Raw genomic sequence first — 16,728 nt, 5'->3', positions numbered from 1 at the left:
GTTGAAGTCGTCCCAAGTCGTCCCGGCCGGGGGAGAGTGCGACATGGCCAACGAGCGGCTGCGCGGCGCGATCGTCGAGAGCGGTTTGACGCTCGATCAGGTAGCCGAGCGGTTAGGGGTCTCTGCCAAGACGGTCGAGCGCTGGATCAACGAGCCCAAGCGCCAGCCCTACCGCCGTTTCAAGTACGCGACGGCCTCACTGCTCCAGCGTGAGGTGTCTTATCTCTGGCCGGAGGAGCGGACGGCATCTGAAGTCGCGGAGGCAGGCAACGCAGAGCTGGTGAAGCTGTACCCGCACCGCTCTGTCGTACCGAACAGGCTTTGGCCGCAGCTGTACGCCGGCGCCACGCGACAGTTCGACGTGCTGGTCTACTCCGGCTTCTGGCTCACGGAGGACGCGTCGTTCCACCAGGTGGTGAAGGAGAAGTCTGCTGCGGGCGTTGCGGTCCGATTCATGCTCGGAGACCCCGATTCCGCGGCTGTCGCCGTACGTGGGGCGGACGAAGGCATCGGCGGAGCGATGGCAAGCAAGATCCGCAACGCGCTGGTCAACTACGCGCCATTGTTCGGCCTGCCTGGCGTCGAGTTCCGGCTGCACTCCACCACGCTCTATAACTCGATCTATCGGGCAGACGACGAGATGCTGGCGAACGGCCACCTGTACGGCGTCGGCGCCTACCTGGCTCCCGTCCTGCACCTTCAGCGCGTGCCAGGTGGAGAACTCTTCGACGCCTACGCTGAGAGCGTCGAGCGGGTGTGGGAGAGTGCCCGCCCCATCTCGTCGCCCATCGACCTGGGAGGTTCAGGCGCATGAGCCGTATCGACTACTTCCGCGACCCGGAAGCCCCCGCCGCAAACTCGGTGGTGCCCTCGGTTACTGCCGTAGTGCGCAACGACGCAGGCAAGCTGTTGCTCATCCACAAGACTGACAACGACCTCTGGGCCCTTCCCGGTGGCGGTCATGACATCGGGGAGAAGATCGGCGACACGGTCGTACGCGAGGTCGAGGAAGAGACCGGCATCAGGGTCGTGGTGGACGGCATCGTCGGCCTCTACACGGACCCCGATCACGTGCTGGCGTACGACGATGGCGAGGTGCGCCAACAGTTCTCCATCTGCTTCCGAGCCCACCCCGTAGGGGGCACTCTCAGGAGGAGCAGCGAGTCGAAGGAGGTCCGCTGGGTGGACCCGGCGGACCTCTATGCCTTGGACATTCACCCGTCCATGCGGCTGCGCATCGAGCACGGCCTGGACGAGACACGCCCGGAGCCCTACATCGGTTGAACGTTGGCCGCGGCGGCCATGCGGCGCTCCACGCGCTCAGTGGCGGCGTAGATCTCCGGAGCCGCCCGCTGAATGAAACGGCCCACGATCGTGTCCGGGCCGTACCGCTGCACGATCTCGTCGAGCCGAGCCGCCGGCGTCGTGTGCTTGCCGTCCGGCGTCGTCGTCATGTCGGACACGATTAGTGCGTCCACCAGCTCGGGCCGCTCCAGCTCGAACTCCGTCTCCAGCTCCTCCCGGAGCCCCCGCTCCTCGGCCTCCAGCAGCGCGCAGGAGTGATGGGCAACGAGCCGAACGACCCGCTCGTCGGCACCCTCCTGATTGCGGAGGAACCGCGCGCCGTCGAGTGGGTGGAACTGGGTCGTGGCGACGGAGGGGGAGTATCCGACGTCGTGGAGGACGGCCGCGGCCTCCAGTAGCTCGGCGTCCTGACCGAGGATAGGGCTCAGGGAACGGGCACGCTTGGCGACGCCCAGGGAGTGTGCCCAGCGGCGGGGCAGCGGTTCGGCCAGCATCGATTCGGAGAGCGGGTACGCCCATTCAGTAAGCCCCATGACGGCAAGGCTATGCCTCCCCTTGGGTGGGCGGAAGGGCGCGCACCGTCCGCCCCTTGCCGTGCACGGCGGCGAGCAGGCCGGCGCCCTCCATCTGCGCCAGTGCATGGCGCACTGCGGTCCGGGACACCCCGAAGCGCTGGCAGAGTTCCGCCTCGGAGGGGAACCGGTCGCCGACGGCCATCAAGCCCTCCGCGATGATGGCGGTTAGGCGCTCCACAAGGGGCGGGATAGGTGCCCCGGACACACGCCAGCCGGCCCCTGGTACCGACGTGATCAGCTTCTCGGACTCGAGCGACTTGAGCGCACGACGGATGGTGTTGCGGGACACGTCATGGGCCTGCATGAGGGTGGCCTCTGACGGGAGGTCGCTGTCCTTGAACTGACCTCCCACGATCTCCTTCCGCAGCGCATCGGCAATGAGTAGATAGGTTCCGCGCGGGCTTGCCTCCGGCACGGCACCTCCTTCCAGGCAGCAGAGCAGAGGACCTCACGCCTCCACCATTGAACTGGCGGAGGTCCTGGGAGACGCGAGGGTTGGATCTAGGCTAGCGCTACCTTCTCAAGCGGCTGTCGCCTGCACCTGGCAGCTGGAACACTTCTCCCATCACTAGCACGTGGATGGAGGAGCCCGTGGGGGCGGTGGACCAGGAAGCCGGAGTGAGCAGAGAAGACCTCCTCAAGGGGGTTCAGGTGTTCTTTCCGCATGCCGTTGACTCACCTGAGGGAATCGTATCCCTTGAGTCATCTCGGCGGAAAAATGAGATCTTCGCGTATTTGATCAGCGATGGTGAGATTACGGAGGTGATGCAGGAACTGAACTCGGCTCGCAATGCTGATTTGAGTCGAGTGGAATGGGCTACGAGCGGGGAGTTCACGGTTATTCAAATCGGTAACGCCTATGGCCTTCTCGATAGGATTGGCGAGGATAACGCCTTCGTGTTGGAGGGGGAGGGGTCGCTTCGTTACGTTTTCGGTAAGCCTTCTCGCGCGTACGCAGCCCACCTCCTTTGTGAGATTGGTCGACGTGGAGGCATTCCGGGATCAGTGGCTCGCCGATCCATGGTCAGGCGTCGCATGGAAATGCGCGCATTTCCATCTGCAGGCACTGCGAAAGCTGTACATGAGGGCGGGAAAGGTGCATCCTTCTTGGATGCGTTTGCTGCGATCTTGTCGAATACATTGACGATCCAAGGGGTGCATTCCAAGGTTGATTTCGAAACGCTGGCCAACTCTTTCCTATTTCAACTCGCTTACAATTACGACGCGCCGTCCAGGCTGGGCGTCGATCCTGTGATCGAGCCCCCGCATATTCAGCGGATGCGCCATAGGGTGGGTGAGATGGATGCGCCCAGGCAGCTCTATGACACGGAACTAGTGCACCACTACTTGCTCGGTGTAGGCGCCGAAATCCCGCTACTCGAGTACCTCTCGTTCTATCATATTGTGGAACACTTCTTCGAGAAGGTCTTCAATGATGACCTTGTGGAGCAGGTCAGGAAGGTGATCGTTGATCCTTCCTTCTCGGTCCGGCGAAGTAAGGATATTCAGGGGGTTGTGAAGAAGGTAAATTCTCTTCAGCGCCAGGTTCGAGAAGACGGGGGGGTAAACGAGCAGCGAGCTCTGGAACTGGTACTTGAGAGGTTTGTTGACTTCGATAGGCTATTGGCTGACCTTGACTCCTATGCGTCCCCGCTCGTCGATTACTATCGGGAGTATGGTGTTCCTTTCGCTGGAGCGGATAAGGTAGATCTCAGGAGTGAAGATAAGAGGAAGCTGCGCCGTGATCTAGCCAAGAGGGTCTATAAGGTCAGAAATGCTCTCGTTCACGCGAAAGAGGGATCTCTCCCGAAGTATGCCCCATTCGCCCATGATGCCGAATTGCGTAAGGAGATTCCGCTTATGAGATTCGTTGCTGAGCAGGTTGTCATTGGCCATGGGTCGATCTGAAAAGGTTCCCGATTGGGTTGAAGGCAACCGCCCCTTTCATCGGGGGCATCGACGCTCATCAGCAGTCACGCAGTCACCAGTCCCTGGCTGCTATGACGCTGGACCGTCAGCGGGCACCTAGGGTCGGCGGGGGAGTTTGCCACTTCCTGCGCAACAAGAAGCGGTGCCTCGGGCGCTGAGCTCCTTGCGGAGCGCTGCTCCCTATAGGGCGGGGAGCCAAACGGGGAGCCACGCACCCCGACACCGAGCGAACCTAAGCGGACGCTGGCGTACTGAGAGGCTCCCCAGGCCCTGAGTTCGAGGCCCTTGAGCGAGGCCCGCGAGGCGCCCGCATTACCTCGCACGTAATCGACCCCCGCCCACCGCCCCGGCATGCTCGTGGTCACCGGGTCCCGGGCGGCGCACTCCGTCCGGGGGCCGGGCTCGAAGCTCCGTCAGACATGCCTTCCAGGAGGGTGATCCACCATGTCCCAGGCCCTGCTCGCCGGTCTCGCCCGTACCGCTCAGCCGCTGTCCATGGTGCGGCGGTTCCTCGCTCTCGACGCCGTCGTCACCGGCGCCAACGGACTCGCCTATGCCGCCGCCTCCGGGCCCCTCGGGGAGTTCCTCGGTGTCGACCGGGGGCTGCTGTTCGAGATCGGGCTCTTCCTCACCGCGTACGCCGCCGGGGTGGCCTGGCTCGCGAGCCGCCCGCGGCCGTCCGTCCTCGGCGTGAAGGCCGTCGTCGACGTCAACCTGCTGTGGACCGTGCTCAGTGTCGTCGCGCTCGTCGCCTGGCTGGAGCCCACCACCGCCGGCGCGGTGTGGACCCTGCTCCAGGCCGGTACCGTCGCCGGCTTCGCCGGGCTCCAGTGGTCGGCCCTGCGGGCCGCTACGCCTTGAGCGACCGCAGGTACGCGACCGTCGCCGGGTCGGCCGGGAGGAACGTCTCGATGGCCAGCTCGGCGACCGTCACGTCCAGCGGCGTGTTGAACGTCGAGATCGACGACACGAACGACAGCACGTGCCCGTCGTGCTCGATCCGCAGCGGCAGCGCGAAGTACGGATACGGCTCCGGGTCCTCCCGGTCCTCCGGGTCCCCGGCCCCCTCCGGCAGCGGATAGGCCGCCACCTCCTCGTACAGCGCGCGCAGCGACTCCGAGCGGGCCAGCCCGATCTGACGCTCCATCTGGGCCAGCAGGTGCCCACGCCACTCCCGCAGATTGCGGATGCGCGGCGCGAGTCCCTCCGGGTGCAGGGTGATCCGCATGGCGTTCAGCGGCGGGGTCAGCAGGTGCTCCGGCAGCCCCGTGAGGAGCATCCCGATCCCCTGATTGGCCGCCACGACCGTGTACGAGCCGTCCACGACGAGCGCCGGGAACGGCTCGTAGCCCTGGAGAAGCCGATCGATGCCCTCGCGGAGCGTCTCCAGCAGGGGCTCGTCGAGCGCGGACTCGGTGAACTGCGGGGCGTAACCCGCCGCCAGGAGCAGCGCGTTGCGCTCCCGTACCGGCACGTCCAGGTGCTCCGCCAGCTTGAGGATCATCTCCTCGCTGGGCCGCGAGCGACCGGTCTCGATGAACGAGATGTGCCGCGCGGACGAGTCCGCCCGCAGCGCCAGTTCCAGCTGGCTCAGCCGCCGCTGCTCGCGCCAGCCGCGCAGCAGCGGACCCACACCCGTGTCGGTCACGACAGTTGTCATGGCCAGACGGTATCTCAGAGGGGGACCCGGGTACGTTCTCCCGGGACCGCTCCGTCACCACGCAGCGCACCGACACCAGCAGCACGACCGGAGGGAGCACCACGTGCCCACACAGCCCTTGTCGCAGAAGGAGATCGAGGACCGCTTGCGGGAGCTTCCCGGCTGGGCCCTCGACGGCGACCGCATCACCCGGAAGTACGAGCTCGCCGACCACTTCGCCGCGACCGCGCTCGTCGTCCACGTGGCCCAGATCCAGCAGGAGCTCAACCACCACAGCGATCTGACGCTCGGGTACAACTCGGTCGCCCTGTCGGTGAACACCCACACCGCCGGCGGCGTCACCGACAAGGACTTCGGGCTCGCCGAGCGCGTGGAGGCGGTGGCGCCCGGCCACGGCGCGCGCTGACGCCCCCGCGTACGATCCCCGCATGGGGGAGCTGACGAGGACGACGATCCTCGACTACGAGGCCGAGGCCGCACGCTACGACGAGACCCGCGGCGGGGTGCCGCGGGCCCGGGCGGCGGCCGACGCCGTGCTGCGGCTCGTGCCGCCCGGCGCCCGTACCCTGCTCGACCTCGCCTGCGGCACCGGCCTCGTCACCGAGCGCCTCGCCCGGCCCGGCCTCGCCGTGTACGGCGCCGACGCCGCCCACGCGATGCTGCGCACCGCCGCGGGCCGGGTCCCGGACGGAGTCGTCCGCGCCGATGCCCGGCGGCTGCCGCTGCGGGACGGCGCGCTCGACGCCGTGAGCGCGGTCTGGCTGCTGCACCTGGTGCCGTTCGCCGAGGACGTCGTCGCCGAGGCGGCCCGGGTACTGAGGCCCGGCGGCGTGTTCGTCACCACCGTCGACAAGGACCTCGCCCACGACGTCGGCAGCGACATCGACACCGTCCTCCGCCCGCACCGCGCCGGCGACGCGGGCTCCGACCGGGCCGACCTGGTCACCGCGTACGCCGCCGCCCACGGCCTCGCCCCGGCGCCCGGCACCCGCTTCACCGGCCATGGACAGGGCGGCACCCCGCGCGGCACGGCCGAGAAGCTGCGCCGCGGCTACTTCGCGTCCTGGTTCCACGGCACCCCCGCGACCGTGGAGACCCTCGCCCGGTCCCTCGCCGCCCTCCCGGACCAGGACCGGCCGCGCGCCGATCCCGCGTACCGGCTGGCCTGCTACGTCAAGACCGCTCGCGGCTGAACTCCATCACCCAGTTCACCACCCACCGGTCGGTCCCGGCCGGCGCGAACGCCTGCTCCCAGCGGGCCGTCCCCGGGCCGATCCCGGACCAGCGGAACCGCACCCGCACCGGCCGGCCGGCGTAGTGGTCGTCGCCGAAGAACTCGCCAGTGCCGTCCGGACCGAACCGCCCGCGCACCGGCGGTTCCAGCCGGCCGGTCCGGCTGTTGGACCAGTTCAGCGTCCACTCGTCGGTCTCCGGCTCGTACAGGCGCAGGGTCAGTCCGCTGAAGCCCTTCGTCGGGAAGACGATCTCGTCGACGTGCGCCCGCCCGTCCCGGAAGAGGCGTCCGGTGGTGTGACCGTCGAACTCCTCCCAGCCGCTGTCCGGATCGAGGAAGTCGGCGAGCCGCCGGTTGCGCACGGCCCACGCGCCGTCCAGGAAGTCGAAGCCCCGCGGCGCCGTGTGCGTCATGCCGCCGGTCCCGTCGTGCCCGAGCGGAGCGCGTCGGCGAGGTAGCCGGGCAGGTCCGGCACGTCCGGGGCGAGCATGTGCCGTACCCAGGCGTCCCGTTCGTGGGTGAGGGGCGCCAACTCCCAGACGCAACCGATCCAGTTGCGGGCGCCGGGGAAGATGCGGACGAAGTGCGCGGGGTCGGTGTCGGGACAGTCGAGCGCCGGCTGGCCCGCCGCCGCGCCGCTGAAGTGGAGCACGTTGTCCCACTGCCAGCTGTAGACGTTGAGGTAGGCGCCGGTGTCGCCGCCCCGGTGCAGCACGACGAAGCTCGCCGGCGGGGTGCCGTCCGGCGCCGGCAGGAGCTCCGGGAGCAGGGCGTACGCCGCCTTCTCGATCTGCGGCTCGATGCCCGCGGGGTCGTCGGTGACGTGGTAGCGCTTGACGTGCCGGCCGGCGATCTCCACCGGCTCCGGCACGAAGAGGTTCTTCTCCGTGAAAGCCATGGCTGGACTGTAGGAGCACTTCACTGACACCTTGTGTCAGTGAAGTCCAGCCGTCTTCTCACGATCCTGCTGCTCCTGCAGAACCGCGGCCGCATGACGGCCCACGAGCTCGCCGAAGAGCTGGAGGTCTCCGTCCGCACCGTCTACCGGGACGTCGAGTCCCTGCACGCCGCCGGGGTGCCGCTGTACGGCGACGCCGGGCACCGCGGCGGCTACCGGCTGCTCGCCGGCCACCGCAACCGCCTCACCGACCTCTACGCGCGCGAGGCCGAGGCCCTGGTGCTCGCCGGGCTGCCCGTCGCCGCCGACGAACTCGGACTCGGCGGGCACTTCAGCGACGCCCAGCTGAAACTGCGGGCCGCCCTGCCGGCGCCGCTGCGCGAGCACGTCGACCGGCTGCGCACCCGCTTCCACATCGACGCCCCCGGCTGGTACGCCGAGGACACCGAGGCCCCCTTCCTGCCCCAGGTCGCGGACGCCGTCCGCACGGGGCGCGTCCTCGCCGTCCGCTACCGGCGCTGGAAGGAGCCCACCGACGTCGACCGGCGCCTGGAGCCGTACGGCCTCGTGCTCAAGGCGGGACGCTGGTACCTGGTGGCCGGTCCCGGACCGCGCACCTACCGGGTCGACCAGATCCTCGACCTCACCGTCACGGGCGAAGAGGCCGTCGTCCCCGAGGGATTCGACCTGGCCACCCACTGGCGGGCCGCCCAGGACGACTTCCACGCCCGGCTGCACAGGGGCGAGGCCCTCGTACGGATCTCCCCGCGCGGCGCGGCCCGGCTCGGCGGCGCCGCGGCCCGCGCCGTCACCGAGTACGGCACCGAGGAGCCCGACGGCTGGATCCGGGTCGCCCTGCCCGTCGAGGGACCCGAGCACGCCCACGACACCCTGCTCGGCCTCGGCACGGAGGTGGAGGTCCTCGCACCCGAGGACCTCCGTGAGCGGATCGCCGCCACCGTCCGGACCCTCGCCGCCCGTTACGCCTGAGCCGTGGCCGTGGCCGTGGCCGTGCCCGTGCCCGTGGCCGTGGCCGGGTCCGCCGCCGGGCCCGTTCCCGTGCCCAACCCCGGCTCCGCACCCGTCCCCGGCTCCGCGCCCGACCCCGGCTCCGCACCCGCAGCCGACCCCGCGCCCCACCCCGGCTCCGCATCCCACCCCGGCTACGTGGCCGGTCCGAACGCCCGGTCCGCGTAGGCCGCGAAGTCGCGCGGCTCGCGGCCCAGGACCTGCTTCACCCCGTCCGTCACCGGGGTGTTGTGCCCGTCGAGCAGCATCGTGAACAGGGCAGCCAGCCACGCCGCTTCGGGCTCCGGCAGGCCGAACCCGGCGAGCATCCCGGCGAATTCGCCCTCACTCGTCGGCACGTACGCGACCTGCCGGCCCGAGGCCCGTGACAGCTCCGCCGCCACCTCGGCGAAGGTCAGCGCACGCGGCCCGGTCACCTCGTGCACCAGGCCCGCGTGCCCGTCCCGCACCAGCGTCTCCACGATCACCTCGGCGAGGTCCTCCAGGTCGACGAACGGCTCCGCCGTGTCACCGGCCGGGAAGGCGATCACCCCGGCCGCGACACCTTCCGCGAGCAGCCCCTCGTCGAAGTTCTGCGCGAAGAACGCGGCCCGCACGACGCTGAGTTCGACGCCGGAGGCGCGCAGCGCCTCCTCCGCCCGCACCGCCTCCGGCTCGCCCCGGCCGGAGAGCAGCGTCAGCCGCCGCACCCCGTGCGCCGCCGCGAGCCCGCCGAAGGTCCGCATCGCCTCCACCGCGCCCGGCGCGGCCAGGTCGGGGTAGTAGTTGACGTAGGCGGCGTCCGCGCCGGCCAGGGCCGGACCCCAGGTGGCCGGGTCCTCCCAGTCGAAGCGGGTCGAGCCGCCCCGGGAGCCGGCGAGGACCCGTGCCCCGCGCTCCGCCAGGAGGCCGGCCACCCGGCGTCCCGTCTTGCCGGTCGCACCGGTCACCAGGACCGTCCGCGCGTCGCCCGGCTGCGTGTTGTCCGTCCGCGTGTTCTTCGTGTTCGTCGTCATGTCCCCAGACTCGTCGTCGCGGACCGGCTTTCCCATGCTCCACCGGCTCACCCGCATACGCCTCCGTCTACGCTGGCCGCCATGGACGCACTCGCCGGTCTCCTCGACGGACCCCGCGCCAAGGGCGCCTTCATCCTGCGCATGGTCATGGCCCCGCCCTGGTCCGTACGGATCGCGGACGAGGCCCCGCTCTGCCTGATGTGCGTCACCGACGGCGAGGCCTGGATCGTGCCCGACGGCCCGGGAGCGCCGGTCCTGCTGCGGCCCGGCGACATCGCGATCGCCCGCGGCCCCGAGCCGTACACCGTCGCCCACACCTCCGACGCGCCGCCCACCGCCGTCATCGGTCCCGGCGGCCACTGCTCGACCCTGAGCGGCGAGCCGCTGGAGGAGTCGATGAGCCTCGGCGTACGGACCTGGGGCAACGCCCCCGACGGCGGCACCACCGTCCTCGTCGGCACCTACCTGCTGGCCGGCGAGGTCAGCCGGCGGCTGCTCGACGCCCTGCCGGACCTGCTCCATCTGCCCGCCGAGATGTGGAACTGCCCGCTGATGCCGTTCCTGGAGGAGGAGATCTCCCGCGACGAGCCCGGCCAGAGCGTGGTCCTCGACCGGGTGCTCGACCTGCTCCTGATCGCCGCCGTCCGCGCCTGGTTCTCCCGGCCGGGGGCCGCCGCCCCCGCCTGGTACCGGGCGATGGGCGACCCCGTCGTCGGGCGGGCGCTGCGGCTCATGGAGAACGACCCGGCCCACCCCTGGACGGTCGCCACCCTCGCCGACAAGGCCGGTGTCTCGCGGGCCGCGCTGGCCCGGCGCTTCACCGACCTGGTGGGGGAGCCCCCGATGGCGTACCTCACCGGCTGGCGCCTCGCGCGCGCCGCCGACCTGCTGCGGCAGACCGACGCCACCGTCGAGTCCGTCGCCCGTCAGGTCGGCTACAGCAGCGCCTTCGCGCTGAGCGCGGCCTTCAAACGGGTGCGCGGGCTCAGCCCGCAGCAGCACCGGGGGACCTGACATTCTCCGCACGCGTGCGCGAGACCGGTCGGGCAGGCGTGCGACACTTGCCGGTTCGGCAAGTTCATTCGCCCTTCCGGCAGGGAGGGGCGCACGCTGTCCCCATGAGCACAATCGAGCACCAGGGCCGTGAGCACAGCCACGGCCACCGGCATGGTCACCACGCCCACCACGACCGGGCCCACCTCGACTGGGTCGAGCTGGCCCCCCTGCTCACGCGGCAGGCGGAGACCCAGAGCCCCCTCTACGCCGAGGCCGCCGCCTGGCTCGCCGCCCTCACCCCCGCCCCCGCCGTGCGCCGGGTCCTGGACATCGGCAGCGGCCCCGGCGTCGTCACCGCCCTGCTCGCCGAGGCCTTCCCCGGGGCCGAGGTCGTCGCCGTCGACGCGAGCCCCGAACTCCTCGCCCTCGCCCAGGAGCGGGCCGACGCCCGCGGGCTCGGCGGCCGGGTCACCACCCTCCGGGCCGAACTCCCCGCCGCGTTCGCCGAGCTGGGCACCGCCGACCTGATCTGGGCCAGCCACTCCCTGCACCACATCGGCGACCAGCGCGCCGCCCTCGCGTCCTTCGCCGAGGTGCTGAACCCCGGCGGCGTCATCGCCCTCGCCGAGGGCGGCCTGCCCGCCCGCCACCTGCCGTGGAACGCGGGCGTCGGCCGCCCGGGCCTGGAGGCGCGGATCGACGCGGCGAGCGCCGACTGGTTCGGCGAGATGCGGGCCGCACTGCCCGACAGCAAGGAGGAGATCGACGACTGGGCCGGTCTCCTCGCCGACGCCGGGCTCACCCCCAGCGGCACCCGCAGCTTCCTCTCCGACCTTCCCGCGCCGCTGCCGGACGTCGTGCGCGAGCAGATCGTCGCCCACTACGAGCGCCAGCGGAGCGGCCTGGCCGAGTGCCTCGCGGACGACGACCGCGCCGCTCTCGACCGGCTGCTCGACCCGGCCGACCCGCTGTCCCTGCACCGCCGCCCGGACCTGTTCCTGCTGGCCGCCCGCACCGTGCACACGGCACGCAGGCCCGCCTGAGACTCGGGGGCCGGCCGCGGTCCGGGCGACCGCGGCCTCAGGACACCGGCTCCAACCGCCACCACTGCGACGGGGAGTCGGTGTCCTCCCATTGGCGGACGTCCGCACCGTCCTCGCGCGAGCCGTCCGCCACCTCCATGAGCAGGCCGCTGACGAAGCTCACCAGCGCCACCGTGCCCGGCGACTGGAGGTCCTGCTCGATGATCCATTCCTGGGCACCGAAGTTGTTGGCCTTCCACTGCTGGATCCGGGCGCCGTTGTCCGTCGAGGCGTTCGCCACGTCGAGCCGCTTCCCGCCGGCCACGTTCACCAGGTGGTACAGGCCGCTGCCGTTCGGGACCGGGGCGATGTGCCAGTGCTGCCCGGCGGTGCCCCGGTCGGCCGCCTGCTGCACCCGGGCACCGCTCCGCGTCGACCCCTCGTACACCTCGAGGAGCAGGCCGCTGGCGACGTTCCGTACCCGGTAGACCCCCTCCGCGACCTGCACGGGTCAGGCGCCGACGTTGAACTCGCCCGGGTTCGGACCGAGGCGGCGGCCCTCGTCGAGCGCGGCGACGGCCGCGAGGTCCTCGGCGTCCAGCTCGAAGTCGAAGACGTCGATGTTCTCCCGGATGCGGGAGGGCGTCACCGACTTCGGGATGACCACGTTGCCGACCTGGAGGTGCCAGCGCAGCACCACCTGGGCCGGGGTGCGGCCGTGCTTCTGCGCGATCGCCACGAGCGCGGGGACCTCCAGGAGGCCGCGGCCCTGGCCGAGCGGCGACCAGGCCTCGGTGGCGATGCCGTGCTTCGCGTGCGCCGCACGGGCCTCCGACTGCTGGAGCTGCGGGTGCAGCTCGATCTGGTTGACCGCGGGGACGACCGAGGTCTCGCCGAGCAGCCGCTCCAGGTGCTCGGGCAGGAAGTTGGACACGCCGATCGCCCGGGCCCGGCCCTCGGACAGGATCTTCTCGAAGGCCCGGTAGGTGTCGACGTACGCGTCCTTCGCCGGGACCGGCCAGTGGATCAGGTACAGGTCGACGTGGTCCAGGCCGAGCTTCGCCAGCGAGGCGTCGAAGGCCCGCAGGGTGGAGTCGTAGCCCTGCTCGCTGTTCCACAGCTTCGTCGTGACGAAGAGCTCCTCGCGCGGGATCCCCGAGCCGGCGAGCGCCTTGCCGGTGCCGGTCTCGTTCGCGTAGATCGCGGCGGTGTCGATGGAGCGGTAACCCGCCTCCAGGGCCGTGGCGACGGCGCTCTCGGCCTCGTCGTCCGGGACCTGCCAGACGCCGAAGCCGAGCTGCGGCATGCGCACGCCGTTGTTGAGGGTGAGGAAGGGGACCTTGCTGTCCGTGCTCACGAGGGGTCTTTCCTTTACGTCGTCGGTTCTCTCCGTCCAGCCTCAACGATCACCGGCCGGATCGCATTCCTTCGAGCCGGAAGAAGTCCCCGCCGTCCCCAGATAGGCGGCGCGCACCCGCGGATCCGCCCGTACGGCCTCCGCCGGGCCCTCGGCGAGCACCCGCCCCAGGTCGAGGACGACCACGCGGGCGCACAGCTCCATCACGAAGGAGACATGGTGCTCGACGAGGAGCACCGCGCACCCCTCCTCGGCCAGGAGCCGCACCACCGCCGCCAGCCGGCCGCGCTCCTCGGCCGACATCCCGGACGCCGGCTCGTCGAGCAACAGCAGTCGCGGCGGATCTGCGAGCGCCCGCGCCAGCTCCGCCATCCGGGCCTGCCCGACCGGCAGCACCCCCGCGTACGTCCCCGCGAGCGCGTCGAGCCCGCACACGCGCAGCACCTCGGCGGCCCGCGCGCGGCGGGCGGCGACGGGGCCGCGGCGCCACTCCTGGGCGACGACGAGATTGTCCTCGACGGTCAACTGGCCGAAGAGCTGCTGCCGTTGGAAGGTCCGCCGCACCCCGTGCCGGGCCCGCCAGACGGGCGAGCGGCGCGTGATGTCGACCCCGTCCAGGAGCACCTGCCCGCGCTCCGGCCGCCGGATCCCGGACAGCACGTCGAACAGCGTCGTCTTCCCCGCCCCGTTGGGCCCGATGAGCCCGCACACCTCCCCGCTCCACACCCGGACCGCCACGTCCTCCAGCGCACGGACCCCGCCGAAGCGCACCCCGACCCCCGTCGCCTCCAGCAGCGCCGTCATGAACGCACCCCCGTCCCGAGATAGGCGTCGGCGAGCCGCTCCGCGTCGGCCTCCGCCCGCGGCCCGCACCACACGACGCGACCCTCGGCCAGATACGCCACGGTGTCCGCGATCCCCAGCGCCTCGGCCGCCTTCTCCTCGACCAGCAGCAGCGCCGTGCCCCGGGCCCTGAGCTCGCTCAGCACCGCGAACACCTCGTCGACCACCCGGGGCGCGAGCCCGAGCGACGGTTCGTCGGCGATGAGCACGTCGGGTGGCCGCTGCAGCAGCGGTGCGAGCGCGAGCAGTTGCTGCTCGCCCCCGGACAGCGACCCGGCGGCGACTCCGCGCCGAGCGGCGAGCCCGGGGAAGCGGGCGTACACCGCTTCCCGGTCCGCCGCGTCGGCCAGCTGAAGCGCCAGATTCTCCTCGATCGACAGTCCGGCGAAGATCCCCCGCCCCTCGGGCGCCAGGCGCACCCCCCGCCGGGCCCGCCCGACGGCGGAGTCCCCCCGGGCCCCCACCCCGCCGACCCGGACGTCCCCGCCGCGGGCCCGCAGGAGCCCCCCGGCGACCCGGCACAGGGTCGACTTCCCGGCTCCGTTGGCCCCGAGGACGGCGACGATCTCCCCGGCCCGCACGGCGAGCTCCACACCGTGGAGCACATCCGCCCCTGCCCCGTACCCGGTCCGCACCCCGTCCAGTTCCAGGGCGGCGGGACCCACGGGGGACGCCGACGCCGCTTCCGTACGGCCAGGGCCAGGGCCAGGGCCGGGGCCGGGGCCGGGGCCGGGGCCGGGGCCAGGGGCAGGGGCAGTGTCAGCGTCGGGGCCAGGTCGTGCGCTCGGGCCGGGGCGGCTCGTGGCGCGGGCGGGCTCCGCACGGGAGGCGGGGACGCGTGTGACGTCCCCGCCCGCACCGCCCCCGCCCGCACCGGGCCCTCCCGCACCGGCCCCGCCCGCACCGGTCCCTCCAGCCCCGGCCCCGGCCCCGGCCCCGCCGTCCCCTCCCGCGCGCCTGCCCCGGCGGGCGGCCCAGCGGGCCGGGGCCGCGGCCGCGTAGCCGTCCGGGTCGTTGGCCAGGGCCAGGCCCGCGAGGCCGAAGAGCACGACCGGGAGGTGCGCGGAGTCGGTGACGTACATGGCGAGGAGGTGGGGCGCGACCGCGAAGACGAGCCCCGCGACGACCGCGTACTGCGGGCGGCGTACGCCCGCCGCGACCACGACCGCCAGCCACACCAGGCCCGCCATCGCCGGGAAGTCCGTCGCCGTCACGCGCGTGTTGTAGGAGGCGTACAGGACGCCGCCGAAGCCCGCGACGCCCGCCGAGACCGTGAAGATCAGGAGCTTCGTGCGCACCACCGAGACGCCCGAGGCCGCCGCCGCGGCCGGCGCCGAGCGGACCGCCAGCATCGCGCGTCCGTGGCGCGAGCCCCGCAGCCGGCTCAGCGCCGCCACGCCCGCCGCGCACAGCACCACGAGGGCGACGCCCATCGCCCGGTCGTCGGAGAGGTCGAGCGGCCCGAGGACGGGGCGGGGGATCTCCCAGCCGGTGTCCCCGTTGCGCAGCCACCCGAACTGGAAGAGGACCTGGTCGGCGAGGAAGGCGAGCGCGAGGGTCGCCAGAGCGAGCGAACGGCCGCCGAGCCGCAACGCGGGCAGCGCCACCACCGCGCCGAGCAGTGCCGCCACGGCCGTGCCGGCGAGCGCCGCCGCGAGGAAGGGCCAGCCGTGGCTCATCAGGAGCCCGGCGACGAGCGCCGCACCCGTCACGAAGGTGGCCTGGGCGAGGGAGACCATCGCGCCGAGGCCGGTGACCACCGAGAAGGAGAGGAAGACCAGGCCGATCGCCAGCCCCTGCGCGAGGATGCCGCTCCAGAACGGTGTCGTCACCGTGTAGAAGGCGCCGGCGAGCAGCACCGCCGCCACCGCCCACGGGCCCCAGCGGCGCGCCGGGCCCAGCCCGGCGGACCGGTCGTCCGGCGGGGGATCCACGGCCGCGGTGCCCGCGACCCGCTCCCGCCGGGCCAGCATCACGAGCCCGGCGAAGAGGATGAGGAAGGGCACGGCCGTGCGGAAGCCGGTGACGCCCTCCGCGAAGCTCGCGTAGCCGGCGACGAGGTTCTGGACGACCCCCAGCCCGAGTCCGCCCGCGAACGCCAGCGGCACGGAGGTGAAGCGGCCGAGGACCGCGGCCGTCGCCGAGACGAAGAGGAACAGCGTGTAGTCGTGGGCCGAGAGGCCGAGAAGCGGGGTGGCGAGGACGCCGGCGAGTCCGGCGAGTGCCGAGGACAGCATCCACGCGACGGAGGAGAGCCGGTCGGCGTCCACGCCGCGCAGTTCGGCGAGCGAGCGGTTGTCGACGGCGGCACGCAGCCGCAGTCCGAGCCGGGTGTGGCGGAGCAGCACCCACAGCCCGGCCGCGACCGCCGCCGTCACCAGCCAGGTGATCAGCTGGTCGGAGTCGACGCCGACGCCGTCGATGCCGAACGCCTCGAACGGCTGCCAGGAGACGGCCGGGCTCGGGCCGACCCCCGGCAGGCCGAACTGGTTCTCGGCGGGCACGACCGGCGCCCCGGCCCGCTCCAGGAGTTCCACCGCCCACAGGCCGGCGGCGGGCAGCGCCACCAGCAGGCCGATGGTCGCCGTGATCTGTGCCGTCTCGCCGACCGTGGCCAGTTTGCGGAACATCAGCCGGTCGAGCCCCCAGCCGAGCCCCGGCGCGACGACCAGGACGAGCAGCAGGGCGGTGGGGACGGCGGGCCAGCGGAAGCCGGAGTGGAGCTCGTGGAAGGCGAGCGCGCACAGGTAGGCGGTCGCGCCGTGCGCGAAGTTGAACAGTCCGGAGGCGGCGGAGGACAGTACGAGTCCGGTGGCGAGCAGCGCGTACAGCGCGCCCGAGACCAGACCGCTCAGCACGAAGGCCAGCAGGTCGCCCACGGGTCC

Annotated in this window: 19 protein-coding genes; 9 read left to right on the top strand and 10 right to left on the bottom strand. The window is 71.7% G+C overall.

Annotation, left to right across the window (positions count from 1 at the left end):
- Nucleotides 1–43: 43 nt before the first annotated feature.
- Nucleotides 44–814 (top strand): helix-turn-helix domain-containing protein, encoded by a 771-nt coding sequence (locus ACIRQF_RS06540; protein WP_404089339.1) that lies wholly within the window; start codon nucleotides 44–46, stop codon nucleotides 812–814.
- The gene (locus ACIRQF_RS06535; protein ID WP_404089337.1) at nucleotides 811–1,284 is read left to right on the top strand and encodes an NUDIX domain-containing protein; all 474 of its coding nucleotides are present in this window, start codon (nucleotides 811–813) and stop codon (nucleotides 1,282–1,284) included. The genes ACIRQF_RS06540 and ACIRQF_RS06535 overlap by 4 nt, the downstream gene beginning before the upstream one ends.
- Here ACIRQF_RS06535 and ACIRQF_RS06530 read toward each other — a convergent pair.
- Both ACIRQF_RS06530 and ACIRQF_RS06525 read right to left on the bottom strand, forming a co-directional pair.
- Entirely contained in the window at nucleotides 1,272–1,838 is a 567-nt protein-coding gene (locus ACIRQF_RS06530) for an HD domain-containing protein (RefSeq protein ID WP_404089335.1), read from the bottom strand. The genes ACIRQF_RS06535 and ACIRQF_RS06530 overlap by 13 nt on opposite strands.
- A 10-nt stretch (nucleotides 1,839–1,848) precedes the next feature.
- Nucleotides 1,849–2,295: a GntR family transcriptional regulator gene (locus tag ACIRQF_RS06525; protein ID WP_404089333.1), complete on the bottom strand. Its 447-nt coding sequence runs from the start codon at nucleotides 2,293–2,295 to the stop codon at nucleotides 1,849–1,851.
- Nucleotides 2,296–2,480: 185 nt separating this feature from the next.
- On the opposite strand from ACIRQF_RS06525, the gene ACIRQF_RS06520 reads away from it, so the two are divergent.
- Both ACIRQF_RS06520 and ACIRQF_RS06515 read left to right on the top strand, forming a co-directional pair.
- On the top strand, nucleotides 2,481–3,788 hold the full coding sequence (locus tag ACIRQF_RS06520) for a hypothetical protein (protein WP_404089330.1): 1,308 nt from the start codon (nucleotides 2,481–2,483) through the stop codon (nucleotides 3,786–3,788).
- 465 nt (nucleotides 3,789–4,253) lie between these two features.
- Complete coding sequence (locus ACIRQF_RS06515; RefSeq protein ID WP_404089328.1) at nucleotides 4,254–4,670, top strand: hypothetical protein; 417 nt, start codon at nucleotides 4,254–4,256, stop codon at nucleotides 4,668–4,670.
- On the opposite strand, the gene ACIRQF_RS06510 is transcribed toward ACIRQF_RS06515, so the two are convergent.
- Nucleotides 4,660–5,469 (bottom strand): helix-turn-helix domain-containing protein, encoded by an 810-nt coding sequence (locus tag ACIRQF_RS06510; protein ID WP_404089326.1) that lies wholly within the window; start codon nucleotides 5,467–5,469, stop codon nucleotides 4,660–4,662. The two genes, ACIRQF_RS06515 and ACIRQF_RS06510, sit on opposite strands and share 11 nt — an antisense overlap.
- Nucleotides 5,470–5,572: 103 nt before the next feature.
- Here ACIRQF_RS06510 and ACIRQF_RS06505 point away from each other — a divergent pair, with 103 nt between their 5' ends.
- Together ACIRQF_RS06505 and ACIRQF_RS06500 are read left to right on the top strand one after the other, a co-directional pair.
- Complete coding sequence (locus tag ACIRQF_RS06505) at nucleotides 5,573–5,875, top strand: 4a-hydroxytetrahydrobiopterin dehydratase (protein ID WP_376633300.1); 303 nt, start codon at nucleotides 5,573–5,575, stop codon at nucleotides 5,873–5,875.
- Nucleotides 5,876–5,921: 46 nt separating this feature from the next.
- Nucleotides 5,922–6,662 (top strand): class I SAM-dependent methyltransferase, encoded by a 741-nt coding sequence (locus tag ACIRQF_RS06500; RefSeq protein WP_404089558.1) that lies wholly within the window; start codon nucleotides 5,922–5,924, stop codon nucleotides 6,660–6,662.
- Here ACIRQF_RS06500 and ACIRQF_RS06495 read toward each other — a convergent pair.
- The gene (locus ACIRQF_RS06495) at nucleotides 6,643–7,116 is read right to left on the bottom strand and encodes a hypothetical protein (protein WP_404089323.1); all 474 of its coding nucleotides are present in this window, start codon (nucleotides 7,114–7,116) and stop codon (nucleotides 6,643–6,645) included. The two genes, ACIRQF_RS06500 and ACIRQF_RS06495, sit on opposite strands and share 20 nt — an antisense overlap.
- A complete protein-coding gene (locus ACIRQF_RS06490) occupies nucleotides 7,113–7,601 on the bottom strand; it encodes a hypothetical protein (RefSeq protein ID WP_404089321.1) in 489 nt (162 codons plus the stop codon). The genes ACIRQF_RS06495 and ACIRQF_RS06490 overlap by 4 nt, the downstream gene beginning before the upstream one ends.
- Before the next feature lie 39 nt (nucleotides 7,602–7,640).
- Here ACIRQF_RS06490 and ACIRQF_RS06485 point away from each other — a divergent pair, with 39 nt between their 5' ends.
- Nucleotides 7,641–8,591 (top strand): helix-turn-helix transcriptional regulator, encoded by a 951-nt coding sequence (locus ACIRQF_RS06485; protein WP_376633294.1) that lies wholly within the window; start codon nucleotides 7,641–7,643, stop codon nucleotides 8,589–8,591.
- 173 nt (nucleotides 8,592–8,764) lie between these two features.
- Here ACIRQF_RS06485 and ACIRQF_RS06480 read toward each other — a convergent pair whose 3' ends face one another.
- The gene (locus ACIRQF_RS06480) at nucleotides 8,765–9,625 is read right to left on the bottom strand and encodes an NmrA family NAD(P)-binding protein (RefSeq protein WP_382483285.1); all 861 of its coding nucleotides are present in this window, start codon (nucleotides 9,623–9,625) and stop codon (nucleotides 8,765–8,767) included.
- 81 nt (nucleotides 9,626–9,706) lie between these two features.
- On the opposite strand from ACIRQF_RS06480, the gene ACIRQF_RS06475 reads away from it, so the two are divergent.
- Nucleotides 9,707–10,639 (top strand): cupin domain-containing protein, encoded by a 933-nt coding sequence (locus ACIRQF_RS06475; RefSeq protein WP_404089318.1) that lies wholly within the window; start codon nucleotides 9,707–9,709, stop codon nucleotides 10,637–10,639.
- Between the two features lie 104 nt (nucleotides 10,640–10,743).
- The gene (locus tag ACIRQF_RS06470) at nucleotides 10,744–11,664 is read left to right on the top strand and encodes a class I SAM-dependent methyltransferase (RefSeq protein ID WP_404089316.1); all 921 of its coding nucleotides are present in this window, start codon (nucleotides 10,744–10,746) and stop codon (nucleotides 11,662–11,664) included.
- A 37-nt stretch (nucleotides 11,665–11,701) separates the two neighbouring features.
- On the opposite strand, the gene ACIRQF_RS06465 is transcribed toward ACIRQF_RS06470, so the two are convergent.
- From ACIRQF_RS06465 to ACIRQF_RS06450, 4 genes are all read right to left on the bottom strand, one after another.
- A complete protein-coding gene (locus ACIRQF_RS06465; protein ID WP_376633284.1) occupies nucleotides 11,702–12,151 on the bottom strand; it encodes an RICIN domain-containing protein in 450 nt (149 codons plus the stop codon).
- A 3-nt stretch (nucleotides 12,152–12,154) separates the two neighbouring features.
- Nucleotides 12,155–12,949, bottom strand: a complete 795-nt coding sequence (locus ACIRQF_RS06460; RefSeq protein ID WP_382483299.1) for an aldo/keto reductase — start codon at nucleotides 12,947–12,949, stop codon at nucleotides 12,155–12,157.
- A gap of 93 nt (nucleotides 12,950–13,042) precedes the next feature.
- Nucleotides 13,043–13,804, bottom strand: coding sequence for an ABC transporter ATP-binding protein (locus ACIRQF_RS06455; protein ID WP_404089314.1), 762 nt, complete (start codon nucleotides 13,802–13,804; stop codon nucleotides 13,043–13,045).
- The gene (locus tag ACIRQF_RS06450; RefSeq protein WP_404089312.1) at nucleotides 13,801–16,722 is read right to left on the bottom strand and encodes an ATP-binding cassette domain-containing protein; all 2,922 of its coding nucleotides are present in this window, start codon (nucleotides 16,720–16,722) and stop codon (nucleotides 13,801–13,803) included. The genes ACIRQF_RS06455 and ACIRQF_RS06450 overlap by 4 nt, the downstream gene beginning before the upstream one ends.
- Between the last annotated feature and the right edge of the window lie 6 nt (nucleotides 16,723–16,728).

It is taken from the genome of Streptomyces sp. NPDC101191 (genome assembly GCF_044767915.1).
Lineage (GTDB): Bacteria > Actinomycetota > Actinomycetes > Streptomycetales > Streptomycetaceae > Streptomyces.
Note: the sequence above shows the minus strand (reverse complement) of the source record. Positions and strands in the feature narration are given on the sequence as shown.